Raw genomic sequence first — 20,794 nt, 5'->3', positions numbered from 1 at the left:
AAGATGCCAACAGTGTTAGTAGTAGCTGGAGAAGCTTCTGGAGATCTACATGCTGCTCATGTAATTAAAGAGATGAAGAAATTACATTCTGATCTGGAGTTTATCGGCCTCGGCGGTGATAAGATGGCTGAGGCTGGAGTTGATATTATCTTCGATCCTACTGAGTTGAGTACTATCGGATTTATGGAGGCGCTAAAACATTTAAGATTGATGTATAAAGTATTGAATCAATTAGAAGAAGCAATCAAAGAATATAAACCTGATGCAGCTTTCTTAGTTGATTATTCTGGTTTTAATCTAAAGGTTGCTAAATTAACTAATAAATATGAAATACCTACAGTAAATTACTTTGCTCCTTCAGCCTGGGTCTGGGGGAAGTGGCGGGCAAAAAAGATGGCTCGCCGTCAGGCCAAGATAGCCTCAGTCTTTCCTATGGAAGCAGAGGTTTATCGTGAAGCTGGAGCCGAAGTTAATTTTGTCGGCCATCCTCTGTTGGATATAGTCGAGCCTGAATTAACTCCAGAAGAGTTAGCCGGGAGGCTGAATATAGATGCCAATTCGGAGATAATCGGTCTTCTGCCCGGCAGCAGACAACAGGAGATCGAAAAATTACTGCCGCCTATGTTAGAGGCAGCAGAGATTATAGCAGCTAAGCGAACGGAAGTAGAATTTCTTCTGCCGGTAGCTGAGACGGTATCAGAGCAGTTGATTGAAGAGATGATTGATAATTACCAAGTAGAAGTTAAATTGATTGCAGGCCATTCTTATAGTGTCATGGACTCAGCCCGGCTTCTGTTGGTGACTTCTGGAACTGCCACTCTGGAAGCAGCCTGCCTGAATACACCGATGGTTATCATTTACCAGACTTCTCTACTTACCTGGTGGCTAGGAAAATTATTGGTTAAGATTCCCTATGTTGGACTACCGAATATTATTATGGATCAAGAAGTAGTACCGGAACTGCTCCAAGACCAGGTTAGTGGAACTAAGATTGCTGAGGCAGGTCTGGAGATACTGGGTTCTAAGGATGATTATCAGCAGATTAAGCAGGATTTAAATGAGGTAGTAACTAGATTAGGAGATACAGGGGCAACTAAACGAGTAGCCCAGATGGTGTTAAATACAGGAGGAGTGACTACGGATTGGAATTAGTTAAGCGAATATTAGCCTATGTTAAGCCTTACCGCAGGCGGTTAGCAGCAGCGGTAGTATCAATGGTTCTCCATTCCCTGATGACTCTTCTTTTCATTAAAGGATTTCAAGACTTAATTGATACTATGATCAATAATATCTCCAACAGCGGAGAAGGATTTGTAAAGTTAAGCTGGGTAGCAGTAGGAATTGTTGTAGTCTATTTCTTTAAGGGAGTTGCTTACTATGGACAGAAGTATCTAACTTCCTATGTGGCCCAGCGGGCTATTATGGATATTCGAAATGATCTTTACTGCCACTTGCAGAACCTTTCGTTAGGTTTTTATGATGAGATGAAGACAGGCCAGATTATGTCGCGGGTGACCAATGATGTAGGAAAGCTGCAGAGTGCTATTGTTTCTGGAGCTGTAAGCCTCTTCTATAAATCAGTTACATTAATTGCTGGTCTAGGTTATTTATTCTATCTAAGCTGGCAGCTTTCTCTGGCAGTGTTGATTATTTTTCCGATTGTAACCTATGTATTTATCAAATATAACCGGCGGATAAGAGAGGTCAGCCGCAGGGTACAGGCTAGAATTGCAGATGTTACGGATATACTCCAGGAGACAATTACTGGCGTTAGAATAGTTAAGTCCTTTACTCAGGAAGACTATGAATATGATAGATTTAGTGAACAGAATCATGCTAACTTTCGGGCCAATATGAAGAATACACAGTTAAGTGCCAGTTTAACTCCGATTGTAGAGATTCTGGCATCTTTTATTTTTACTTTTGTTCTCTGGTATGGAGGCTATCAGGTGATGAAAGGACTGCTGACTCCAGGGGAATTACTGGCCTTCTTTACGCTGTTAATTACTATTTCTGGTCCGATTAAGTCGCTTAGCAAATTATCAAGTACTATTCAAAAGGCCTTAGCAGCAGCCGATAGAATCTTTGAGATTATTGATCTGGAAATTGATATTGAGGAGAAAGAGGATGCTATCGAACTTGAAAGTGCCGAGGGGAAAGTGGAGTTTAAAGATGTCTGGTTTAGCTATGATGAAGATGAGATGGTATTAAAAGGAATTAATCTAACAGCTAATCCGGGGGAAGTAGTAGCATTAGTCGGTCCCAGCGGTGCTGGAAAATCAACTTTAGTTGATTTAATTCCAAGATTCTATGAACCACAGAGCGGTGAAGTACTCTTGGATGGATATGATATTAAAGATTTAACTATTAAATCACTGCGCAGCAAGATCGGAATTGTTCCCCAGGAGAATATTCTCTTCGGCGGAAGTATCGGTGATAATATTGCTTACGGCGGTATAGATAAGGAGCAAGAAGAGATTATTAAGGCAGCTAAGGCAGCCAATGCCCACGAGTTTATTATGGAATTTCCTGACGGCTATGATACCCAGATCGGCGAACGGGGAACCGGCTTGTCCGGGGGCCAGCGGCAGAGAGTTTCTATTGCCCGGGCTATCTTGAATGATCCTAAGATATTGATTCTTGATGAGGCTACTTCTGATCTCGATACTGAATCGGAAGCCTTAGTTCAGGAAGCTCTGGATCGATTAATGGAGGAGCGAACAACCTTTGTCATTGCTCATAGATTATCTACCGTCTTAAATGCTGATAAGATAGTAGTTTTAGATGAAGGAGAGATTGCAGAACAGGGTACCCATGAGGAGTTATTGGCTCAGAAAGGCTTATACAGCCATCTATATAAGATGCAGTTTAATGATTAGATCACTGGAGGATTCACCATGAAGCGGATTAAGACTTATCTGGTTTATCTGGCGGCGTTAATTTTGGTGGTAGTAACTAATCTAACCTTACGTCTGCAGGTGACCGGGGAAGAGAAGATTAAGCGGCTAAAGGAGCAGGGTAAGAAGTTGATCTTTGTTTTCTGGCACGGTAAGATGTTAGTACCCATTTATCACTTTCGGCGTCGGGGTTATTATGGATTAGCCAGCCGCAGCAGAGACGGCGAATATATCAGCCGGGTGTTGAAGAAACTGGGCTGGAATGTAGTCCGCGGCTCTACTTCCCGCGGCAGTGTCAGGGCCTTGCTTAAGCTGGTTAAGCTGCTGCGGCAGGGAGAAGATGTGGCTATTACTCCTGATGGTCCGCGCGGTCCGCGCCATGAGACTAAATTAGGCACTGTTTATCTGGCCAAAAAGAGCAGCAATAGTGTAATTATTCCGGTAGGAGTAGCCTTTAACAATAAGAAAGTAATTAATAGCTGGGACTGCTTTAATCTTCCTTATCCCTTTACCCGGGGTAGTTTATGTTTAGGAGATCCAATCGAGGTAAGCAGTGAGGCTGATGGGGCTGAACTGGAAGCTAAGCGCGAAGAAGTGGATGATAGCCTGCAGGCTGCTTTTAGAGAGGCAGAAGAATTATTAAATTAAAATGGGATGGAGTATAATATGAATCGAAGCCTGGAAGAGTATTTATTGGCAGTTATTCGCGGCCATAAACAAGGATTTATAGCCAGAATAGTGCTTATAATCTGTTCTTTTCTGTCCAATATCTTTAAGTTAATACTCAAAATAAGAAGTAAGCTGTATGAGTCAGGAATTATCGACAGCACTGAACTGGACTCTACTGTTATTAGCATCGGTAATATAACTGCCGGCGGTACCGGTAAGACGCCGGTTGCCCAGTTTCTGGCCTGTAGATTTAAAGAACGCGGTCTACAGACGGCTATTCTAAATCGGGGCTATAAAGCTGATTTTGACGGCAGGATAGGTGTAGTTTCAGATGGAAGAAGAGTTAAGATGGATGCGACTGAAGCCGGCGATGAAGCCTATCTATTAGCTGAGAGCCTACCGGAAGTACCGGTGGTTATAGGCAGCAGACGGGCTGTTACCGGGGAGTATGCCCATAGTGAGCTCGGGGCTGAGATTGTAATTCTGGATGACGGTTTTCAGCACTGGTCTCTAGAGCGGGACCTGGATATAGTAGTAGTCGATGCTACTAATCCCTTTGCCAACGGTCGTTTGATGCCGCGGGGGACTCTGCGGGAGCCGCTTACTAGTTTAGCCAGAGGAGATGTCTTTTTTTTAACTAAGGTTGATCAAGTCTCTAAAGACCGATTAGAGGAGATCAAGTCTAAGTTAAAGGAGTATAATGCTACTGCTTTAGTCTTTGAGACTATCCATGCTCCATCATATCTGCGGTCTTTAGCAGAGAAAGAGCAAGCCGATAAGAATCTTGATCTGACGGGCAAGCAGGTGATGGCTTTATCAGGAATAGGCAATCCTCAATCCTTTGAAGAGACATTGGAGAGTCTAGGAGCTGAGGTAGTTAAGAAAGTAAGGTTTGAAGATCATCACCAGTATACTGAAGAAGAAATTCTGAATATTTTCTCTTCGGCTGCCCAACAAGAGGTTGACCTGATAATAACTACTGAAAAGGATGCTGTCAGCATGCCGCCGCAGGTAAAGGAAAAGATTACAAATCAGGAGATAGAGCTTAAGGTATTAGGAATTGAGCTGGAGGTATTAACTGAAGAATTTGAACTGGAGAGTCTATTATTGAAACTGGAGGGAACAGAATGGAAAGCAAACAGGTAGTAGGAATTATTCCGGCCCGCTATGGTTCAACGCGCCTGCCGGGGAAACCATTGCTTGATATCTGTGGGGAGCCTATGATCCAACATGTTTATAAGCGAGCAGCTGAAGCTGAAGTCTTTGATAGAGTGATTGTAGCGACAGATGATGAACGGATTAAAGAAAGAGTTGAGAACTTCGGCGGTGAGGCAGTAATGACGTCAACCGAACATAAGACAGGTACTGACCGCCTGGCAGAAGCAGCCCGGAGAATAGAGGCAGATATCATTGTCAATATTCAGGGTGATGAGCCGCTGATCAGTCCGGCTATGATTGAAGAACTTGTCTATCCTTTGTTAGTGGACTCAACTTTAGTGATGTCTACGCTTAAACAAGAGATTAAGGATCAGGAAGAAGTTAATAATCCGGATCTAGTTAAAGTAGTTACTGATAAGGAGGGCTATGCTCTCTATTTTTCTCGGTCGCCAATTCCGTATCTTAGGAATCAGGAGACTGACAGTAAGTTTTATAAACATATTGGATTATATGCTTATCAGAAGAGCTTTCTGCTTAAGTTTGCTAAGCTGGAGGCTACTCCTCTAGAGCAGGCAGAATCACTAGAACAGCTGAGGGCTTTGGAGAATGGTTATCGAATTAAGGTAGTGGAGACGGAGCATGCTTCGATAGGAGTAGATACTGAGGAAGATCTGAAGAGAGTAAGAAACGTAATGGAGGAGATAGAGAATGGTTAAGGAAGTTGTACTCAATGAAGAGATTAAATTCGGTAATCAGCGTCCTTTTGTTTTACTGGCTGGCCCCTGTGCAATAGAAAGTGAAGAGCGGTCGCTTAAGGTAGCTGAGGGAATTAAGGAGATTACTGACCGGTTAGGAATTCCTTATGTCTTCAAATCATCCTATGATAAGGCCAATCGGTCTTCGATTGATTCCTACCGCGGGCCCGGCCTAGAAGAAGGGCTGAAGATATTAGAAAAGGTAAAGAGAGAGTTTGATCTTCCGGTCCTATCTGATGTGCATACGGCTGAAGAAGCCGAGTATGCAGCCGATGTACTTGATATTATGCAGATTCCGGCTTTTCTTTCTCGTCAGACGGATCTAGTAACAGCAGTAGGAGCTACTGGAAGAGTGGTTAATGTCAAGAAGGGACAGTTTCTAGCGCCCTGGGATATAGAACAGGTGGTAGAAAAGATTGAAAGTACCAATAATCAGCGTATCTTATTGACTGAACGGGGTGCTTCTTTTGGCTATAATAACTTAGTTGTGGATATGCGTTCTCTGCCGAGAATGAGAGAGACCGGCTATCCGGTAGTCTTTGATGCAACTCACAGCGTACAGCTGCCAGGAGGTGCTGGAGATAGATCCGGCGGTGAGCGGGAGTATGTACCTCATTTAGCGCGAGCTGCAGCCGGCGCAGGTATTGATGCCTTATTTATGGAGGTTCATGACCGGCCGGAAGAGGCTCTCTGTGATGGACCAAATATGGTTAGATTAGATGATTTAGAGGATATCTTACGCAAGATTCAAGCAATAGATGAGATTGTCAAGGAGGATTAATCAATGGAACTGGATGCTGACCAGATTAAGTCCCAGGCCAAGCGGGTACTGGATATTGAAAAGGAAGCTATTGAAAATTTAAGCGATTCTATCAACGGAACCTTTGTAGAATTAGTTGAGGTGATTCTAAACTGTTCCGGTCGGGTAGTAATGACCGGCATGGGTAAGTCTGGCCTAATAGCTAAAAAGCTGGCGGCTACCTTTTCCAGTACCGGTACGCCGTCCTTCTTTTTACATCCCGGCGAAGCAGTCCACGGTGATCTGGGAATGGTAACGGCTAAAGATATAGTAATTGCTCTATCCAACAGCGGTGAGACCACGGAGGTTATTCAGATTCTGCCGGTGATTAAAAGAATCGGGGCTCGGATTATTGCTCTAACGGGTAATATTGATTCTACTTTAGCTGAGAATGCTGATTATTTCCTGGATACCAGTGTTGAGCAGGAGGCCTGTCCGTTAGATTTAGCTCCGACAGCCAGTACGACGGCGACTTTAGCTTTAGGAGATGCTTTGGCCATAGCCTTACTGGAGTCTAGAGGCTTTGAACCGGAAGACTTTGCCCTCTACCATCCAGGCGGTAGTTTAGGTAAGCGGCTATTATTGAAAGTAGAAGATGTAATGCATGTTAGGGAGAGGAATCCAATTGTTACCCAGGATCAGCCGCTAAAGAAGACGCTATTTACTATGACTTCAACCCAGATGGGAGCAGCCAATATCGTTAATGAGGCCGGTAAATTAGTAGGAGTCATCACTGACGGCGATGTCAGGCGTAAGTTAGAGGAGTCTCCTGACTTATTACAGCTGCCGGCTAAGCAGGTTATGACAGCTGATCCGGTAACAATTACAGCTGATAAACTGGCAGTAGAAGCAGTTAAGATCATGCAGGATAAGGAGATTAATGACTTACCGGTAATCAATGATGAACAGGAGCCGATAGGGATGGTTAATTTCCAGGATTTATTAAAGGCTGGGGTGTTTTAAAGGTATTGCAGGGCAAGTCAATATACCTCTTCTGCTTGCCACTCATTCGGCGTCCTGCCTCATTCGTTCTCAAAAAAGAACTTTCCGCCGTCCATGGCTCCAAGTTCTTTTTAAGAGTCGCGCCAGAGGTATATTGACTGTCTGTAATAGATTGTTATCACCAATAAGAGTCGCTTCGGAGAAATGTTGACTATGTTAATAAGAAATATTTTCTGAGACAGATTGCTTAAATGATTTAAGCGACGTGAATGGCAGGTGGTAAAAGTATATTGACTATGCTCAGAAATATCTTTATGATAAGCGGGAGGATGTAGAAGTCATGTCACAGAAAGAGATAACTAAAGATAATCTGAAAGCGAAGGCTGAAAGAATAAAGCTGTTCATTATGGATGTGGATGGTGTTTTGACTGACGGCCGGATTATTTTGGGTGAGGGCGGTCAGGAGTTGAAGTTCTTTCATGTGCAGGATGGAGCTGGTATTAAGTTGGCTCAGCGGGCGGGGATTAAGACGGCTATTATTACGGGGCGGAGTTCGCAGGCTGTTACCCGCCGGGCTGAGGAGCTGGATATTGGTGATGTCTATCAGGGGATTGCTGATAAAGCGGCTGTTCTGGAAGAACTGCTTGACAAGCATGGTTTAAGTCTGGATGAAGCTGCCTATATTGGCGATGATCTGACGGATTTATCTATTTTAAGTCGGGTAGGTCTGTCACTGACAGTAGCCAATGGGGTAGCTGAGGTTAAAGAGGAAGCGGATTATATAACTGAAAGTTTAGGCGGAGCTGGAGCTATAAGAGAGGCTATTGAACTGGTCTTGAAGCTGCAGGGAGTCTGGACTGAGCTATTGGAATCATAAAGGGGCTGAAGTAGATGGGGGATTTTATTCTTTATTTATTATATAGATTATTGGGACTGCTAGTTAATATACTACCTGAAGCTATTGCTTATCAGATTGGCAAGCGATTTGGTGATTTAGCTTACTGGATCCTGCCTAAACGGCGGCAGCTGGCCAGAAAGAATCTCCAGCTGGCTTTGGATATTGATGATTCGAAAGTTAACAAACTGGTCAGGGCTAACTTTCAACATTTAGGTATGGTTCTGATTGAATTTCTGCGTCTGGGCCAATTAACTGAAGAGAATATAGATGAATTTATTGAAATTGAGGGTCTTAAGTATCTAAAGCAGGCCCAGCAGGATGATAGAGGCTTTGTTCTCTTTACGGGGCATTTTGGTAACTGGGAGGTTATGGGAGCAGCGCTGGCTTTGCAGGGGTTTCCGATTAATGCTCTGGCTAGAGATCAGAGTAATGAATTGATCAATGAAGATATTCTGGCGACAAGAGAGAGTAAGGGCATCAATATTTTTCCCAATAAAGGACTGGTAATCAAACAGGCTTACCGGGCTTTAAAGCGGGGAGAAGGTTTATTTGTTTTAGGTGATCAGAAGTCGCGCCATGCCGAGCATTATGTGGAGTTGTTCGGCTGTAAAGCTTTAACCCGGCTGGGAACGGTGGAGTTAGCGGCCAGGACTAATTCAGTAGTTATTCCGATTTATATCCTCCGCAGAGAGGATAGAGGATATAAGATTATTGCTAAGGAGCCGGTTGAGGTACCGGATAATATTACCGACGCTGAGAAAAAGGAGATTATGTCCGATCTATATAATGGTTTAGAAGAGATGATCCGTAAATATCCAGCCCAGTGGATGTGGATGCATGACCGCTGGAAAGGATCACCTGATATTGAGTAATTCGGCTTGGAGGGGGAGTAAGTGTGAATAAGCGGTGGTTAGGCTTAATTCTTAGTTTAATACTTATTACCGGCGGTATTTATTGGGGATTAGCTGCTGACGACGGTACAGACAGCCCACCCTCCCCTTCTTCGCAGCAGGAACAGACAGAAGAGCAGGTACCCCAACGAGAGGCCAGCAGAGTAGAAATTAATGTAAGTAGTGATGAAGGAAGTACTGAATTAAAGTTAATAGCAGACAGACTGTCTCAGTCCAGCAGTGAATCTGAACTTAATCTACAACAGGTAGTGATTAAGGCTTACGATAAACAGGGCGGTGCTACAGACTTACAGGCTACTCTGACGGCGCCGCAGGGATATTACTGGCCGCAGAAAGGTAGATTGGAGTTTGAAGGTCCGGTCGAGGTTCAAAATGATAAGGTTGAGATTAAAGCTGATACTTTACGGTGGGATCAGAAAGAGAACCGCTGGATTGGTAAGGGCAGTATAGTTATTATCCATTACCAGCAGGAAGTTAAGATTACAGGAGAGCGCTTTACAGCTAAAGTAGATCTGAATAAGTTACATGTTACAGGAAATGTGAGAGCAGCTCAGTATAAGCCGAAGGCAGGTGAGATTAATGCTGCTAGAGAAGAGTAAATTATTACCTATAGTACTGTTTAGTTTAGCAGTTATCACTGTAACCTCTTTAGCTGGGGCTAAGGAGGCTAAAGAGGCTGGCGGAGAGATGGAGATTCTGGCAGATGAAATGATACTGGAAAAGAAGAGTATAGTGGCTACTGGAAATGTAGAGGTTAACAGCAGCCAGGGACGAATGACAGGCGATAGATTTGAAGTAGATAATGAGGCTGAGACCGGATTGATGACCGGCGATCCTCCGGTGTTAGTCAGCCAGGGCTGGCAGGTAACCGGCAAAAGATTAGAGATAGATTTTGCTGCGGAGGAAGTATTTGTCCCGCAGAAGGCCCATCTGCAGTCGGATACCATGGAGGCTGATGCTGAACAGATGCGGATTCTCTACCAGAAGAGGCAGGCAGTCTTGACCGGTGATGTAGTAGTAGTTAATCAGGAGCGGCGGCTGACCGGCCAGAAGGTGACTATTGATTTAGAGACAGAGAGAATGTCTTCTAAAGGTAGAACTAAGCTGACCCTTCCTTCAAGTGATCTGGAATCGGAGAGTGAAACCAATGACAATTAGAGCTGAAAATTTGGTTAAGACCTACGATGGAGTAGATGTAGTTGATCAGGTGAACTTCAAGGTTGATCCCGGCGAGATTGTAGGAATTCTAGGTCCTAATGGAGCCGGTAAGACGACAACTTTTTATATGGTGGTGGGCTTAATTAGGCCCAACCAGGGTCGAATCTATCTCAATGACCAAGATGTAACTGACCTTTCTATGCATAAGCGGGCTAGAGCCGGAATCGGTTATTTGGCCCAGGAGGCATCTATCTTTCGGAAGTTAACAGTTGAAGAGAATATTAGGGCTATTTTAGAGATGATTGACCGCAAGGAAGAGGATGAAGAAATTCTTAATTCTCTGTTGGATGAGTTCGGTATTCAGGATATCCGCCACCAGAAGGGATATACTCTCTCTGGCGGGGAGCGGCGCAGAGCTGAGATTGCTAGGGCTTTGGTAACGGATCCGGATTATATTCTGTTGGATGAGCCTTTTGCTGGCGTTGATCCGATAGCTGTCAATGATATCCAGGATATTATTTCTTATCTAAAGGAGAATGATTTTGGAGTGTTGGTGACTGACCATAGTGTTCGGGAGACCTTAGAGATTACTGACCGGGCCTATATTATGCATGAAGGAGAGATTCTTCTGTCGGGTACTTCGGAGGAGATTGCCGATAGTGAGATAGCTAGAAAGTTCTATTTAGGTGATAAGTTTCGGATGTGAGGTGGCAGGATGAAGATAATAGATAGATACCTATTAACTGAATTATTATCTCCCCTATTATTTGGAATATTTGCCTTTACCAGTATCTTTGTAGGGACTGATATTCTGTTTGAGCTGGCCGATTTGATGATTGAATGGGGAGTTTCGGCAGTTACTGCTGGACAGTTATTTATACTCAGCCTGCCGGAAGTGATTGTACTGACCTTTCCTATGTCTATGCTGCTGGCTACATTACTCTCTTTTGGTCGGCTGTCGGGTGATAGTGAGGTTGTAGCTTTGAAGGCAGGAGGAGTTAGCTTTATTAGGCTGATTATTCCGGTGTTGATTGTAGCTTTGCTGCTCAGCGGACTGACGATTCTGGCTAATGAGACTATTGTTCCCCAGAGTAAGGATGCCTACCGGAGGATAGTCTGGAATATAAAGCATCAGGAAAAGATGCCGACCACCCAGAAGAATCTGCGGATAGCCCCTCTGGATAAGAAGACAGGAAAGATTGATTATATCTTTTATGCTTATCACTTTGATGGTTCTGATCTGACTATGGAGGAGGTAAGTCTTCAGGATTATCAGAATGGCAAGTTAGTTCAGGTTATTGAAGCTAAACGGGCTAGATGGACAGATGAACGGTGGCAGTTTATTGACGGAACCATCTATAATGTGAATTCTAAAGATAAAGTACCGACAATGGAGTTTGAGACTTATACTGTAAAGAAGCTGAATAGAGAGCCTAAAGAAATTTCTCGGGCCCAGAAGGATCCTGACGAAATGAGTATAGAAGAACTGAATCGACATATAAATTTAAAAGAGGAAGAAGGCAAGGATGTAGCTTCTCTGAAGGTGTTGTATTATCAGCGGTATGCAATTCCGTTTTCCTGTTTCATCTTTGCGTTAATTGGGGCACCATTAGGGCTACAGCCTAACCGTTCGGGAGCTTCTATCGGTTTAGGATTGAGTATTGTAATTATCTTTATCTATTATACCTTGATGACTATCGGTTCTACTCTAGGCCAGACCGGAACTTTACCGCCGGCGGTGGGAGCCTGGCTTCAGAATATTATCTTTGGTTTAGTAGGAACCGGTTTAATAATCAAGATGTCGCGTTGATCACTGCGGGGCTAACCAGTAGGGAGGGAGAATAATGTATAATGCTATCTTAATTGCGGCTGTAATTCTTATCAGCGGTTTGATTGCCTATATCGGTGATCAGATCGGAATGAAAGTAGGACGGAAGCGTCTGTCGCTTTTCGGTTTGCGGCCGCGGCATACTTCGATTTTAGTAACAATACTGACAGGAATTCTGATTGCTACTACTACGATTACTCTGTTATTGGTTACTTCCCGCGGAGTTAGAATGGCCCTGTTTAATATGCAGGCTATGGTTAAGGAATTGAATACTTTAAACCATAAGGTTGAGGTTAAAGATAATAAACTACAGGATATGCAGCAGCAGATTCAGGCTAAAGGAGAGGAGTTAACCTCTCTAAAGAAACAGAAGGAGAAGATAAATAAACAGCTAAAAGAGACGAGTTCTGAGTATGAGGCTACCCAAGAAAAGCTAAAGCAGACCGAAGGGGAATTGACTGAATTAACAGAGGTAAAAGAAAAGCTGGCTACCAAAGTTGATAATTTAGGCCAGGAAGTTAATTCCTTAGAAGAAAAGATTGAAGATTTAACAGGCCAGAAGAAGAAATTAGAGGAGAAGGTTAATAGCCTATCCTATAGTCTGAAGTTTGTCGGTCAGAAGTATTTGGATTCAATGGTAGGTGATATAGTTTATCAGAAGGGTGAAGTTATCTCTTCGAAGGTGATTCAGGGCGGCCAGCCGGACCAGGAGATAGTTAATAAGCTGGATCAATTTATTGTAGAAGCCAATCAGGCTGCTTTGGATAGAGGAATTGAAAAACAGGGCAGCAAACGCGTAATCAAGATGTATGAAGAGGATCTACTCCAGACGGCTAAACTGCTGCATCAGCAGGGTGAACGAATGGTAGTCCGCTTAATTGCGCAGAAGAATACTCTAAAGGATGAAGAAGTATTAGCTAAGTTTAAATTATATGAAGATTATCAAGTTTATCAACAGGATGAAGTAGTAGCCCAGACGGAGATTGAAGAAGTCGGTTCTTTAAAGCAGTTAGAAGGAAAGATTGAGACTTTCTTAACAGAGGTTAACGGTCAGGCAATCAAGGACGGTTTAATTCCTGATGGTCAGGGAAAGGTAGGCAGCTTAGGCTTTAGCCGTTTTTATTCCTTATTTGAACGGATCAATCAGGCTGAGAAGCCGGTGATAATTGAGATAGTAGCACTAGAGGATATCTGGCGTAGTGATTCATTAACTTCGAATATTGAGTTTGTTGTGCAGTCCAAAGAGAGGTGAGCTGAGTGATCTTAGGTATAGACCCCGGCCGTGACAAATGCGGCCTGGCTTTGATGATAGATAAGGAAGAGATAGAGATCTGTGAAGTAGTGGCTACAGACCGGATACTTGACAGGATTGAAGAGCTAATAGCAGAGTATAGAGTGAATAAAATAGTTATTGGGGATGGGACTTCATCATCAGAACTGCTTGATAGGCTGGACTCTGATGGATTTGAGATTCATCAGGTGGATGAAACCAATTCTACTCTGGAAGCCAGGAAACTTTACTGGCAGTCCAATCCTCCCAGCAGCTGGCGTAGATTAGTGCCGACTTCCTTTCAGACTCCGCCAGAGGCTGTTGATGGTTATGTAGCAGTTATTTTAATCCGAAGATATTTGGCAGAATAATCAATCGACGTCCTGTCTCATTCATTCTCAAAAATTAGCCCTTCCGCCGTCGTAGCTTCGGGCTAATTTTAAGAGTCGCTCCGGAGAAATAGTAAGAATTGCTGCAAATTAAAAAGTTGATTACTTACATAATTTACTTCATCCTCTGTGGATTTCTATCTGCAGAGGATTCTGTCTTTTTTGGTTTAATTTATCAAGAGGATTCAGGCAGGTAGCGGAGAATAATTAAGTTAGACAATAATTAAATTAGACTTAAGATTTAAGCTGTTTGTGAAAATGTAAGTTTCCAACTTTTTCTTCAATTTTTTTGCAGGAATATGTCGAATTAAGTAGAAATAATAATATAGAACAAAACAGATAAAGTAAATAAGTTACATATTCTGTTATTCCGTTATTCAGTTAACCACTTATTTTAGCCAATAAATTTTCACTTTTAAGTTAAGTCGCTGGGCAGGAAAGGAGGTGAAACCCCGGATACCTACGGCGGATACTTAAAGGTGATGTTAATTAAACTACTTTAGCTAGGCTAAAAACTATATTAGACAGGGTTATCGGAAAAGAGGAAACTTGGTCACTCGTTTTCTGAGATCCCCTCTATATAGAAATAAGTAGCTAAGCTAAAGTAAAATACAACCAAAAATCAACTACTAAATAATCTAGGGGGACAAGAAAATGACGAAGAAAGTATCTATTGTATTAGCTATAGCAATGATTTTAGCGCTGGCTACACCGGTAATGGCTAGTCCATTTACTGATGTACCGGCTGACCACTGGGCGTATGATGCAATCAAAGAAGTAAGTGAAGCAGGAATTGTTACAGGATATGAAGACGGTACCTTTAAAGGAGATGAGAAGTTAACTCGTTATGAGATGGCAGTTATTGCTGCTAGAATTTCTTCTCAGGTAGAAGAAGGAGAAGCCACAGATAAGGTAATGGAAGCAGCAGAGGCCTTAACTGCTGAGTTTAGTGATGAACTAGCAGCTTTGGATAATAGAGTTACTGCTTTAGAGGATAAAGGACTCAATGTTAAGATCGGTGGAGAAGCTACTACAGTCTTTACTGATACTAATGTAGAGGGAACTATTACTGGTAATGAAGATCAGTATTGGGAAGATTGGGATGACACTTTAGATGATGATGCTCCGGCCCAAGAAGAGCTAAAGCAGGAGTTTGACTTTGACATTCAGACAATTGTTGATGAGAATACTAACGTGACTTTGACTTTAGACACAATTACTGACGGCTTTGGCGACTTTACTAGCTGGGATGGCCAAACTAAAGATGAAGATTCTAAGGAGCTTAGTTTAGATAATGCTTTATTGGCAGTTACTAATCCTAACTACGGATTGAGAATAGGTGACTTTGAGGATTACCACGTAACTGATTACTTCTATAATGAAGAAGATGTGGAAGGTATAGAAGCAACAGCTAATCTGTTTGACACAGACTTAATGGTCTTTAAAGGACAGGATGATGATACTGCAGATCAAAGTGATGCTCAAGACATCTTAGGACTTGAAGCAGCTAGAAATATTGCTGGAATCGATGTGACTGGTCAATATCTTGAAGCTGATGAGGAAGGAATCTACGGCGTAACTGCTGCAACTGAGTTAATGCCGGAAGTAGATTCTAATGTTAAGTACTTTGCCTTTGATAATGATCAAGAGAATAACTATTTAGTAGATGGCGAAGTAGCTACTAAGTTAGCAGGCATCAATACTACTGTTGGGTATAAGAAAGTAGGAGAAAACTTTGAAGTAGTTAATACTCTCAAAGCTGATGATGACATTTATGATGCTGGAGAAGACTACGAACCAGGTATCAAAGGAGTTAGAGTTGCTGGTGATATGGACGTAGCTCCGGGACTTAATGTCTTTGCCAGTGTAGAAGATGAAGAATTGGCTAATGAAGATATCTTCACTACTGAAGTAGGAGCTAAGTATGCTGTAGATGAAACTACTACTCTATCCGGTAGTTATGAATTAGCTGATGCTGACAACGATACAACAACTCTTAATGCTGGTTTAGAAGGTAGTTACTTTGATAATAAGTTAGCTACTGTCGTGGATTATGAATTAGAAGATATTGATAATGGCGAAGAGACAAGCACTTTAGACATCAGAAATGAGTATGCTCTAACTGATGCTACTGCTGTAACTGGTGATGTTCAGTACGAAACTGTACAAGGAACTAAAGATACTGAAAGAACTTACTATGCAGTAGGTGCTGACCATAAATTAACTGATAGTACTACTGTTGGAGTTAACTACCGAGTATTAGACTTTGAGAATAATGGAACTTCAGCTGAGGAAGATTATAAAGCTGAATCCATCAATGGAGAACTTAACATCAAATTCTAAGCAGGTGTTTAACTTGACTACTGGCCTCCGGGTAACTCCGGAGGCTTTTTATTTTCTTCATATGAAGGGATTTGATGTTTAATCTAGAATACATTCTATAATACATACTAAAACCACGAAAGGAGGGGTAGAAGGTCATTTTAGATGATCGATAGCCATGAAGAGATATTATACTTTAATAATTTTTATTGTATTATTGGTCCTGGCTTCAACATGGACTCAGGCGTCTAATCCAGACTCTTTATCCCTCTTTGAGACTAACTTAAAAGAGGAAGTGATGAATTCAACAACAGATGATGAGGTTCAAGAAGGAAAGAAGTTAGTTAAGGGAATTACCTTCTATGAGAATCAGAAAAAAATAGATGATAAGATTGATTTCTTTTCTAAAGAAGAGATTATAGTACAAAAGAAGACAGGGCTGGAGCTGGCTGTTCTGCCGGGAGTTTTGGTGGACGGCAGCTATGAGCTTACTGAGGGTAGAATGGATTCGAATTTAGGTTTTGATATAGATTATAAATTAAACCATAGATTAAACCTCAATGCCGGCTATTATTTAACCGGAGAACAGAAGAGTGACGGCTATAATTTAGCTGGAATGGATAGCACAGATAAGAAGCTTGACAGCAGTGAAGAATCGATGGAGAATATTCAGAAGATCGGAATTGATTATGATACTTCAGAGCGGACTTCTGTTTTTGCTAATTATTTTAAAGAAGATTCTGCAGATGACGAGGCGACTACTACTGTGGTAGGAGTTAAGTATAATGATGATGCAGAACAGATTGCTTTCCAGTATCAGATAGAGGAGCTAGAGGAGAAGCGGCTAAACTCAACCGGAGTTGAAATCGGCATTAATGATTTTGCTAAACTGAAGGCAATTTATACTATGATAGATGATGAAGCAGGGGATAAGGTTGGTAAAGATTCTAATTTTGAATCTAAACTGCTGGATTTAGGACTGGATTTATATGTAAATGATGACACCAGTGTGAAGTTGGGTTATCAATTAAGTGATAAGAATGAAGCAGATGGTTCACAAGAAATCTGGGAAAGCTTAAAGCCTAAGGAAGCAAATGTTGAATTGGAATTTAAATTTTAGGAGGTCAAGCAGAATGAAGAAGGCGCTATCTATCGGATTAATAATTCTATTAGTGGTACCAGTAGTAAGCTTAAATCTACAGGCTGAAGACCTACAGCCCAGCTTTTCTTTAAGTAAGCTACAGCAGGTAGAAAAGAAGCTATACGGCCGTAATAAAGAGGGAGAAGAATCTTTATTGCAGCGGATTAAGGATTTAGAGAAGCAGTTATACGGAAGAAAGATGTCCGGTTCCTTAATAGAACGGGGCGAGCGTATCTTTAATCTAGTCTTGTCCAATCAGCCCCACCGGCCTTCGCTCTGTTTTACGATCGGAGCTTTGGAGTGGACTCTCCAGCAGCGAGTAGAACAGGGGCCGATTAAGGAGCGGTTAATTAATTTAGAGAAGCTGCTGTTAGGCGAGAAGCAGTCAGGCTCGATCTCCAGCCGGATGGGTAACTTAATTAATTACAGTCTGCCTGAGGGCAAGATTAAGGTAAAGGAAATAGAAATTCCGGCCCAATCCTTAGTTAAGATAGAGTTTTTGGAGAAGGTAAGTTCTGATAATATAAGTGAAAGCCGAGAAATTAAGTATAGAGTAGTGGAGGATTTATTGGTAGACGGCAGATTAGTACTGCCGGCTGGTAGTGTAGGAACTGCTACTGTGGAGTCAGTAGAGAAGGCTAAGAACTTCGGCCAGGACGGCAAGATTAAATTAAGCTTTAATGAGATTAATCTACTGGACAATACAGAGCTGAGGCTTATCCTGGATGAAAAGGCTGCTGAGAAGAATAAATCTATGAAATTAGCTCTAGGAGCCAGTATTTTAGGAACGGCTGTCTTAGGTCCGGTTGGTCTGGTAACCGGTTACTTTGTCAAGGGAGAAGAAGAGGTGATCAAGCCCGGGCAGCCTTTCTTTGTTGAAACAAAAGTTCCGACAGTTGCTTTTGGACTGCCGATTCGTCCGGGAATGAAAGAGAATATGGATGATAAGCTAAAAGAGAAGAATAAAAGTGGTAGAGAGTAATAAAGGTAGTGCTGATTAATCTAATAATTAAGTTAGCTTCCAAGATACCTGAATAGCAGTTAGGCTATTTCAGGTATCTTAATTTGTGTTAAGAAAAGGAAAATTTACTTACAGGATAATTATTTGCGGATATAGAATTGTATAGTCAATATGTTTCTTTCGCTTGCCATTCATTTATGATATTGCAGAGATAGTCAATATGTGTCCGCCGCTTGCCGTTCGTTCGACGTCCTGTCTCACTCACTCTCAAAAAAGAACTTTCCGCCGTCCATGGCTCCAAGTTCTTTTTAAGAGTCGCTCTAGACACATATTGACTATTTGCAACAAAACATTACAGTTAGCCGTTCCGGAGACATATTGACTATTTGTAATAAAGTATTTCAATTAACAATATTAAGAGTCGCGCCAGAGGTATATTGACCATCTGTAATAGATTGTTATCACCAATGAAAGTTGCTCTAGACACATATTGACTATTTGCAATAATAATGCGAAAGAATCTTGACTAATAATAATATCACCAAAAGAGGTGTATTTAGTGGCTAAGAAGGCTGTAATCTGGATAGCAATAATGATGATAATATTTACGATACCTGTTTCGGCTCGGGAGGCTCCTTTTAGTATAGAGGCTGATAATCTGACTATAGATCGGACGGCGGGGTTTGTGAAGGCTCGGGGTGAGGTTGAGGTTGATTTCGGTCGAAAGGTTCTGCTGGCGGAGAGTGTGAATATTGATCTGGATACTAAGGATCTGCTGGCGGAGGGCAATGTGGTCTATCGTGAACCGAATAGGGAATTAACCGGTCCGAAGCTGCTTTATAATTATGGGACTAAGCAGGGAAAGTTTATTGATGCTGATGGTGAGATAGAGGGTAATAAGATTAGCGGTGATGAAATTAAGATGATAAAGGGCGATTTTAAGATTGATAATGCTGATCTGACTACCTGTGAAAGTTCTGATGCACATTATAAGTTTACGGCTGAGAAGGTTAATATCCATCCTGATGATATCTTGATAGCTGAAGATGTAGAGGTCTGGCTCTTTGGCAGACATGTCTTTAGCTACCCTGTTTATAAATATTCATTAAAGCATAATGTGGAGTTGACACCGGTACCGATTATTGGTTATACTAGTAACAGTGGTTATTATATGGAACTGGATTATGAACACTTTATCAGCCGTGATCTGCAGGGGGATATTCATACAAGATGGACCTCTAGAGATGCAAATGAACTGCGGTTTGATTATGATTATGATGTAACTAATGATATAGAATTGAATCCTATCTTTGATTACCAGGAAGAGGAAGGCTGGTACAGCAGGTTTATCTTTGACGGCGATTTTGATTACGGCTTTAATCTGGACTTTGATGCCAAGTATGACAGGCCTAAAGAGGTTGATAGAGGAGAGATAATTGGAGATATTAAGCTGCGCCAGCAGCAAGGTGGTCTTTACTGGCAGTTAGAACGGGATTATCATAAGGAATGGAATTATTCTCCGCAGCTAACCTTAGGAAGTTTTGATTCTGCGGTAGGTAAGTTCGGGTTAATCAGTAATCTTAAGTATCGAATCGGTGATGTTTATTTTGATGATCGGTATGATACTGGTCCGTTTAGCACTGATGAGGATGATGAAGATGATGATGATGAAACTTATAATGAGCTTGATGAAAGCAGTGAGATAAGGCGCCAGGATCTGAAGTGGACAGTCTGGAGTGAGGATTATGAATTAGGCCCGGATACTACTCTGGATACTGATACTGTTCTCCGCAAGGCCTGGTATGGGACTGATCAGGAGTACAGCTCCTATCAGACCGGTTTTTATCTTGAACATGGTTTGGAGAAGGTGACTGATATTGAAGCCGGTTTCGATTATGTCCATGAATTAGGCGGGAGGCCGGAAGAATTTGAGGCCTTCAAGGATGAGCTGAATGATGAAAGCAGTTACTTAGGTTGGACAGGCTGGCGGCGGTATTATGACTTTGTTCTGGACGGCCACTGGATTACGCTTGGTGAGGACCAGAAGCTAAAGTGGGAGGCAGATGTCCACCGGGCTGTCTATGAACCAGGTAACAGTTATGATTATTACGGCTATGAGGCTAACTACCGCCATACGTTGACAGATTCATTACTGGGAATTCTTGATTATGAATACCGCCGACTGCCTGAAGATGCTTCCTGGAGTATAAAGGATAGGGATATCGAACGAGAAGAGATGAGTAATTATGATGAAGAGTTTACTGATTACGATAATTCAGAGGCGGAGTATAATCCTAATCTAAGGGATAAGATTAATTTCGGTTTAGATTATGAGATAAATTCCCGCCAGAATAATTACTTTCATGCTAAAGGGATTATGGAGTATGATCTTTTGAGTAGGGAGTATACTACTGCTACTCTGGATCTTAATTATGAAAGTAAGAAGCAAGATCATGCTTACTGGAGTGTAGATGGTAAGTTAAAGTATGATATAATTGATAATATCTATCCAACGCGGACATTGGAGATTAAGCGGGTCTATGACTGTATGGATTTAAGCTTAACTTTTGACTGGATAGAAGATGAGGATGAGCCGGAGGAACCGTTGGAAAGAGTTGTTGAGCTTAAATATGAGATCAAATATTGATTCTGCTCGGGATTCCATTTAAAATTGATAGAGAAAAGCTATGTAATTA

At 42.0% G+C, this 20,794-nt stretch carries 19 protein-coding genes; all 19 read left to right on the top strand.

The annotated features are described in order from the left end of the window. Nucleotides 1–3 precede the first annotated feature (3 nt). The 19 genes from lpxB to acear_RS11025 all read left to right on the top strand — a co-directional run bounded on the left by lpxB (nt 4) and on the right by acear_RS11025 (nt 20,745). Complete coding sequence (gene lpxB / locus acear_RS11115; protein WP_013279116.1) at nt 4–1,152, top strand: lipid-A-disaccharide synthase; 1,149 nt, start codon at nt 4–6, stop codon at nt 1,150–1,152. Next, entirely contained in the window at nt 1,143–2,879 is a 1,737-nt protein-coding gene (locus acear_RS11110) for an ABC transporter ATP-binding protein (protein WP_013279115.1), read from the top strand. The genes lpxB and acear_RS11110 overlap by 10 nt, the downstream gene beginning before the upstream one ends. Nucleotides 2,880–2,897: 18 nt before the next feature. Next, complete coding sequence (locus acear_RS11105; RefSeq protein WP_013279114.1) at nt 2,898–3,545, top strand: lysophospholipid acyltransferase family protein; 648 nt, start codon at nt 2,898–2,900, stop codon at nt 3,543–3,545. 18 nt (nt 3,546–3,563) lie between these two features. Next, on the top strand, nt 3,564–4,712 hold the full coding sequence (lpxK, locus tag acear_RS11100) for a tetraacyldisaccharide 4'-kinase (RefSeq protein ID WP_013279113.1): 1,149 nt from the start codon (nt 3,564–3,566) through the stop codon (nt 4,710–4,712). Then, nucleotides 4,694–5,440, top strand: a complete 747-nt coding sequence (gene kdsB / locus acear_RS11095; protein WP_013279112.1) for a 3-deoxy-manno-octulosonate cytidylyltransferase — start codon at nt 4,694–4,696, stop codon at nt 5,438–5,440. The genes lpxK and kdsB overlap by 19 nt, the downstream gene beginning before the upstream one ends. Further along, a complete protein-coding gene (kdsA, locus tag acear_RS11090) occupies nt 5,433–6,260 on the top strand; it encodes a 3-deoxy-8-phosphooctulonate synthase (RefSeq protein WP_013279111.1) in 828 nt (275 codons plus the stop codon). The genes kdsB and kdsA overlap by 8 nt, the downstream gene beginning before the upstream one ends. Nucleotides 6,261–6,263: 3 nt before the next feature. Continuing rightward, on the top strand, nt 6,264–7,241 hold the full coding sequence (locus acear_RS11085) for a KpsF/GutQ family sugar-phosphate isomerase (protein WP_013279110.1): 978 nt from the start codon (nt 6,264–6,266) through the stop codon (nt 7,239–7,241). A gap of 319 nt (nt 7,242–7,560) precedes the next feature. Next, the gene (locus acear_RS11080) at nt 7,561–8,097 is read left to right on the top strand and encodes a KdsC family phosphatase (protein WP_013279109.1); all 537 of its coding nucleotides are present in this window, start codon (nt 7,561–7,563) and stop codon (nt 8,095–8,097) included. Between the two features lie 14 nt (nt 8,098–8,111). Further along, a complete protein-coding gene (locus acear_RS11075) occupies nt 8,112–8,990 on the top strand; it encodes a lysophospholipid acyltransferase family protein (protein ID WP_013279108.1) in 879 nt (292 codons plus the stop codon). A gap of 23 nt (nt 8,991–9,013) precedes the next feature. Then, nucleotides 9,014–9,628, top strand: a complete 615-nt coding sequence (gene lptC, locus acear_RS11070) for an LPS export ABC transporter periplasmic protein LptC (RefSeq protein ID WP_013279107.1) — start codon at nt 9,014–9,016, stop codon at nt 9,626–9,628. Continuing rightward, on the top strand, nt 9,609–10,187 hold the full coding sequence (locus tag acear_RS11065; protein WP_013279106.1) for an LptA/OstA family protein: 579 nt from the start codon (nt 9,609–9,611) through the stop codon (nt 10,185–10,187). Before lptC ends, acear_RS11065 begins: the two co-directional genes overlap by 20 nt. Further along, nucleotides 10,177–10,893: an LPS export ABC transporter ATP-binding protein gene (gene lptB, locus acear_RS11060; protein WP_013279105.1), complete on the top strand. Its 717-nt coding sequence runs from the start codon at nt 10,177–10,179 to the stop codon at nt 10,891–10,893. The genes acear_RS11065 and lptB overlap by 11 nt, the downstream gene beginning before the upstream one ends. A gap of 9 nt (nt 10,894–10,902) precedes the next feature. Next, nucleotides 10,903–11,997: an LptF/LptG family permease gene (locus acear_RS11055; protein ID WP_013279104.1), complete on the top strand. Its 1,095-nt coding sequence runs from the start codon at nt 10,903–10,905 to the stop codon at nt 11,995–11,997. 34 nt (nt 11,998–12,031) lie between these two features. Beyond that, nucleotides 12,032–13,267 (top strand): DUF3084 domain-containing protein, encoded by a 1,236-nt coding sequence (locus tag acear_RS11050; protein ID WP_013279103.1) that lies wholly within the window; start codon nt 12,032–12,034, stop codon nt 13,265–13,267. Between the two features lie 5 nt (nt 13,268–13,272). Beyond that, nucleotides 13,273–13,656 (top strand): RuvC family protein, encoded by a 384-nt coding sequence (locus acear_RS11045; protein WP_013279102.1) that lies wholly within the window; start codon nt 13,273–13,275, stop codon nt 13,654–13,656. Between the two features lie 672 nt (nt 13,657–14,328). Next, nucleotides 14,329–16,017, top strand: coding sequence for an S-layer homology domain-containing protein (locus tag acear_RS11040; RefSeq protein ID WP_013279101.1), 1,689 nt, complete (start codon nt 14,329–14,331; stop codon nt 16,015–16,017). 277 nt (nt 16,018–16,294) lie between these two features. Continuing rightward, entirely contained in the window at nt 16,295–17,116 is an 822-nt protein-coding gene (locus acear_RS11035) for a hypothetical protein (RefSeq protein WP_013279100.1), read from the top strand. 13 nt (nt 17,117–17,129) lie between these two features. Beyond that, nucleotides 17,130–18,119, top strand: a complete 990-nt coding sequence (locus acear_RS11030) for a hypothetical protein (protein WP_013279099.1) — start codon at nt 17,130–17,132, stop codon at nt 18,117–18,119. A 538-nt stretch (nt 18,120–18,657) separates the two neighbouring features. Beyond that, entirely contained in the window at nt 18,658–20,745 is a 2,088-nt protein-coding gene (locus acear_RS11025; RefSeq protein ID WP_013279098.1) for an LPS-assembly protein LptD, read from the top strand. The last annotated feature ends 49 nt before the right edge of the window (nt 20,746–20,794 follow it).

Source organism: Acetohalobium arabaticum DSM 5501 (assembly GCF_000144695.1).
Taxonomy (GTDB): Bacteria; Bacillota; Halanaerobiia; order Halobacteroidales; family Acetohalobiaceae; genus Acetohalobium; species Acetohalobium arabaticum.
This window is presented reverse-complemented; position numbering and strand designations above follow the sequence as displayed.

What these genes read in the sequence shown, in the direction of transcription:
- lpxB (WP_013279116.1), top strand. Translation starts at nt 4, where the DNA reads ATGCCAACAGTGTTAGTAGTAGCTGGAGAAGCTTCTGGAGATCTACAT.
- acear_RS11105 (WP_013279114.1), top strand. Translation starts at nt 2,898, where the DNA reads ATGAAGCGGATTAAGACTTATCTGGTTTATCTGGCGGCGTTAATTTTG.
- lpxK (WP_013279113.1), top strand. Translation starts at nt 3,564, where the DNA reads ATGAATCGAAGCCTGGAAGAGTATTTATTGGCAGTTATTCGCGGCCAT.
- kdsB (WP_013279112.1), top strand. Translation starts at nt 4,694, where the DNA reads ATGGAAAGCAAACAGGTAGTAGGAATTATTCCGGCCCGCTATGGTTCA.
- kdsA (WP_013279111.1), top strand. Translation starts at nt 5,433, where the DNA reads ATGGTTAAGGAAGTTGTACTCAATGAAGAGATTAAATTCGGTAATCAG.
- acear_RS11085 (WP_013279110.1), top strand. Translation starts at nt 6,264, where the DNA reads ATGGAACTGGATGCTGACCAGATTAAGTCCCAGGCCAAGCGGGTACTG.
- acear_RS11080 (WP_013279109.1), top strand. Translation starts at nt 7,561, where the DNA reads ATGTCACAGAAAGAGATAACTAAAGATAATCTGAAAGCGAAGGCTGAA.
- acear_RS11075 (WP_013279108.1), top strand. Translation starts at nt 8,112, where the DNA reads ATGGGGGATTTTATTCTTTATTTATTATATAGATTATTGGGACTGCTA.
- acear_RS11065 (WP_013279106.1), top strand. Translation starts at nt 9,609, where the DNA reads ATGCTGCTAGAGAAGAGTAAATTATTACCTATAGTACTGTTTAGTTTA.
- lptB (WP_013279105.1), top strand. Translation starts at nt 10,177, where the DNA reads ATGACAATTAGAGCTGAAAATTTGGTTAAGACCTACGATGGAGTAGAT.
- acear_RS11055 (WP_013279104.1), top strand. Translation starts at nt 10,903, where the DNA reads ATGAAGATAATAGATAGATACCTATTAACTGAATTATTATCTCCCCTA.
- acear_RS11050 (WP_013279103.1), top strand. Translation starts at nt 12,032, where the DNA reads ATGTATAATGCTATCTTAATTGCGGCTGTAATTCTTATCAGCGGTTTG.
- acear_RS11040 (WP_013279101.1), top strand. Translation starts at nt 14,329, where the DNA reads ATGACGAAGAAAGTATCTATTGTATTAGCTATAGCAATGATTTTAGCG.
- acear_RS11035 (WP_013279100.1), top strand. Translation starts at nt 16,295, where the DNA reads ATGAATTCAACAACAGATGATGAGGTTCAAGAAGGAAAGAAGTTAGTT.
- acear_RS11030 (WP_013279099.1), top strand. Translation starts at nt 17,130, where the DNA reads ATGAAGAAGGCGCTATCTATCGGATTAATAATTCTATTAGTGGTACCA.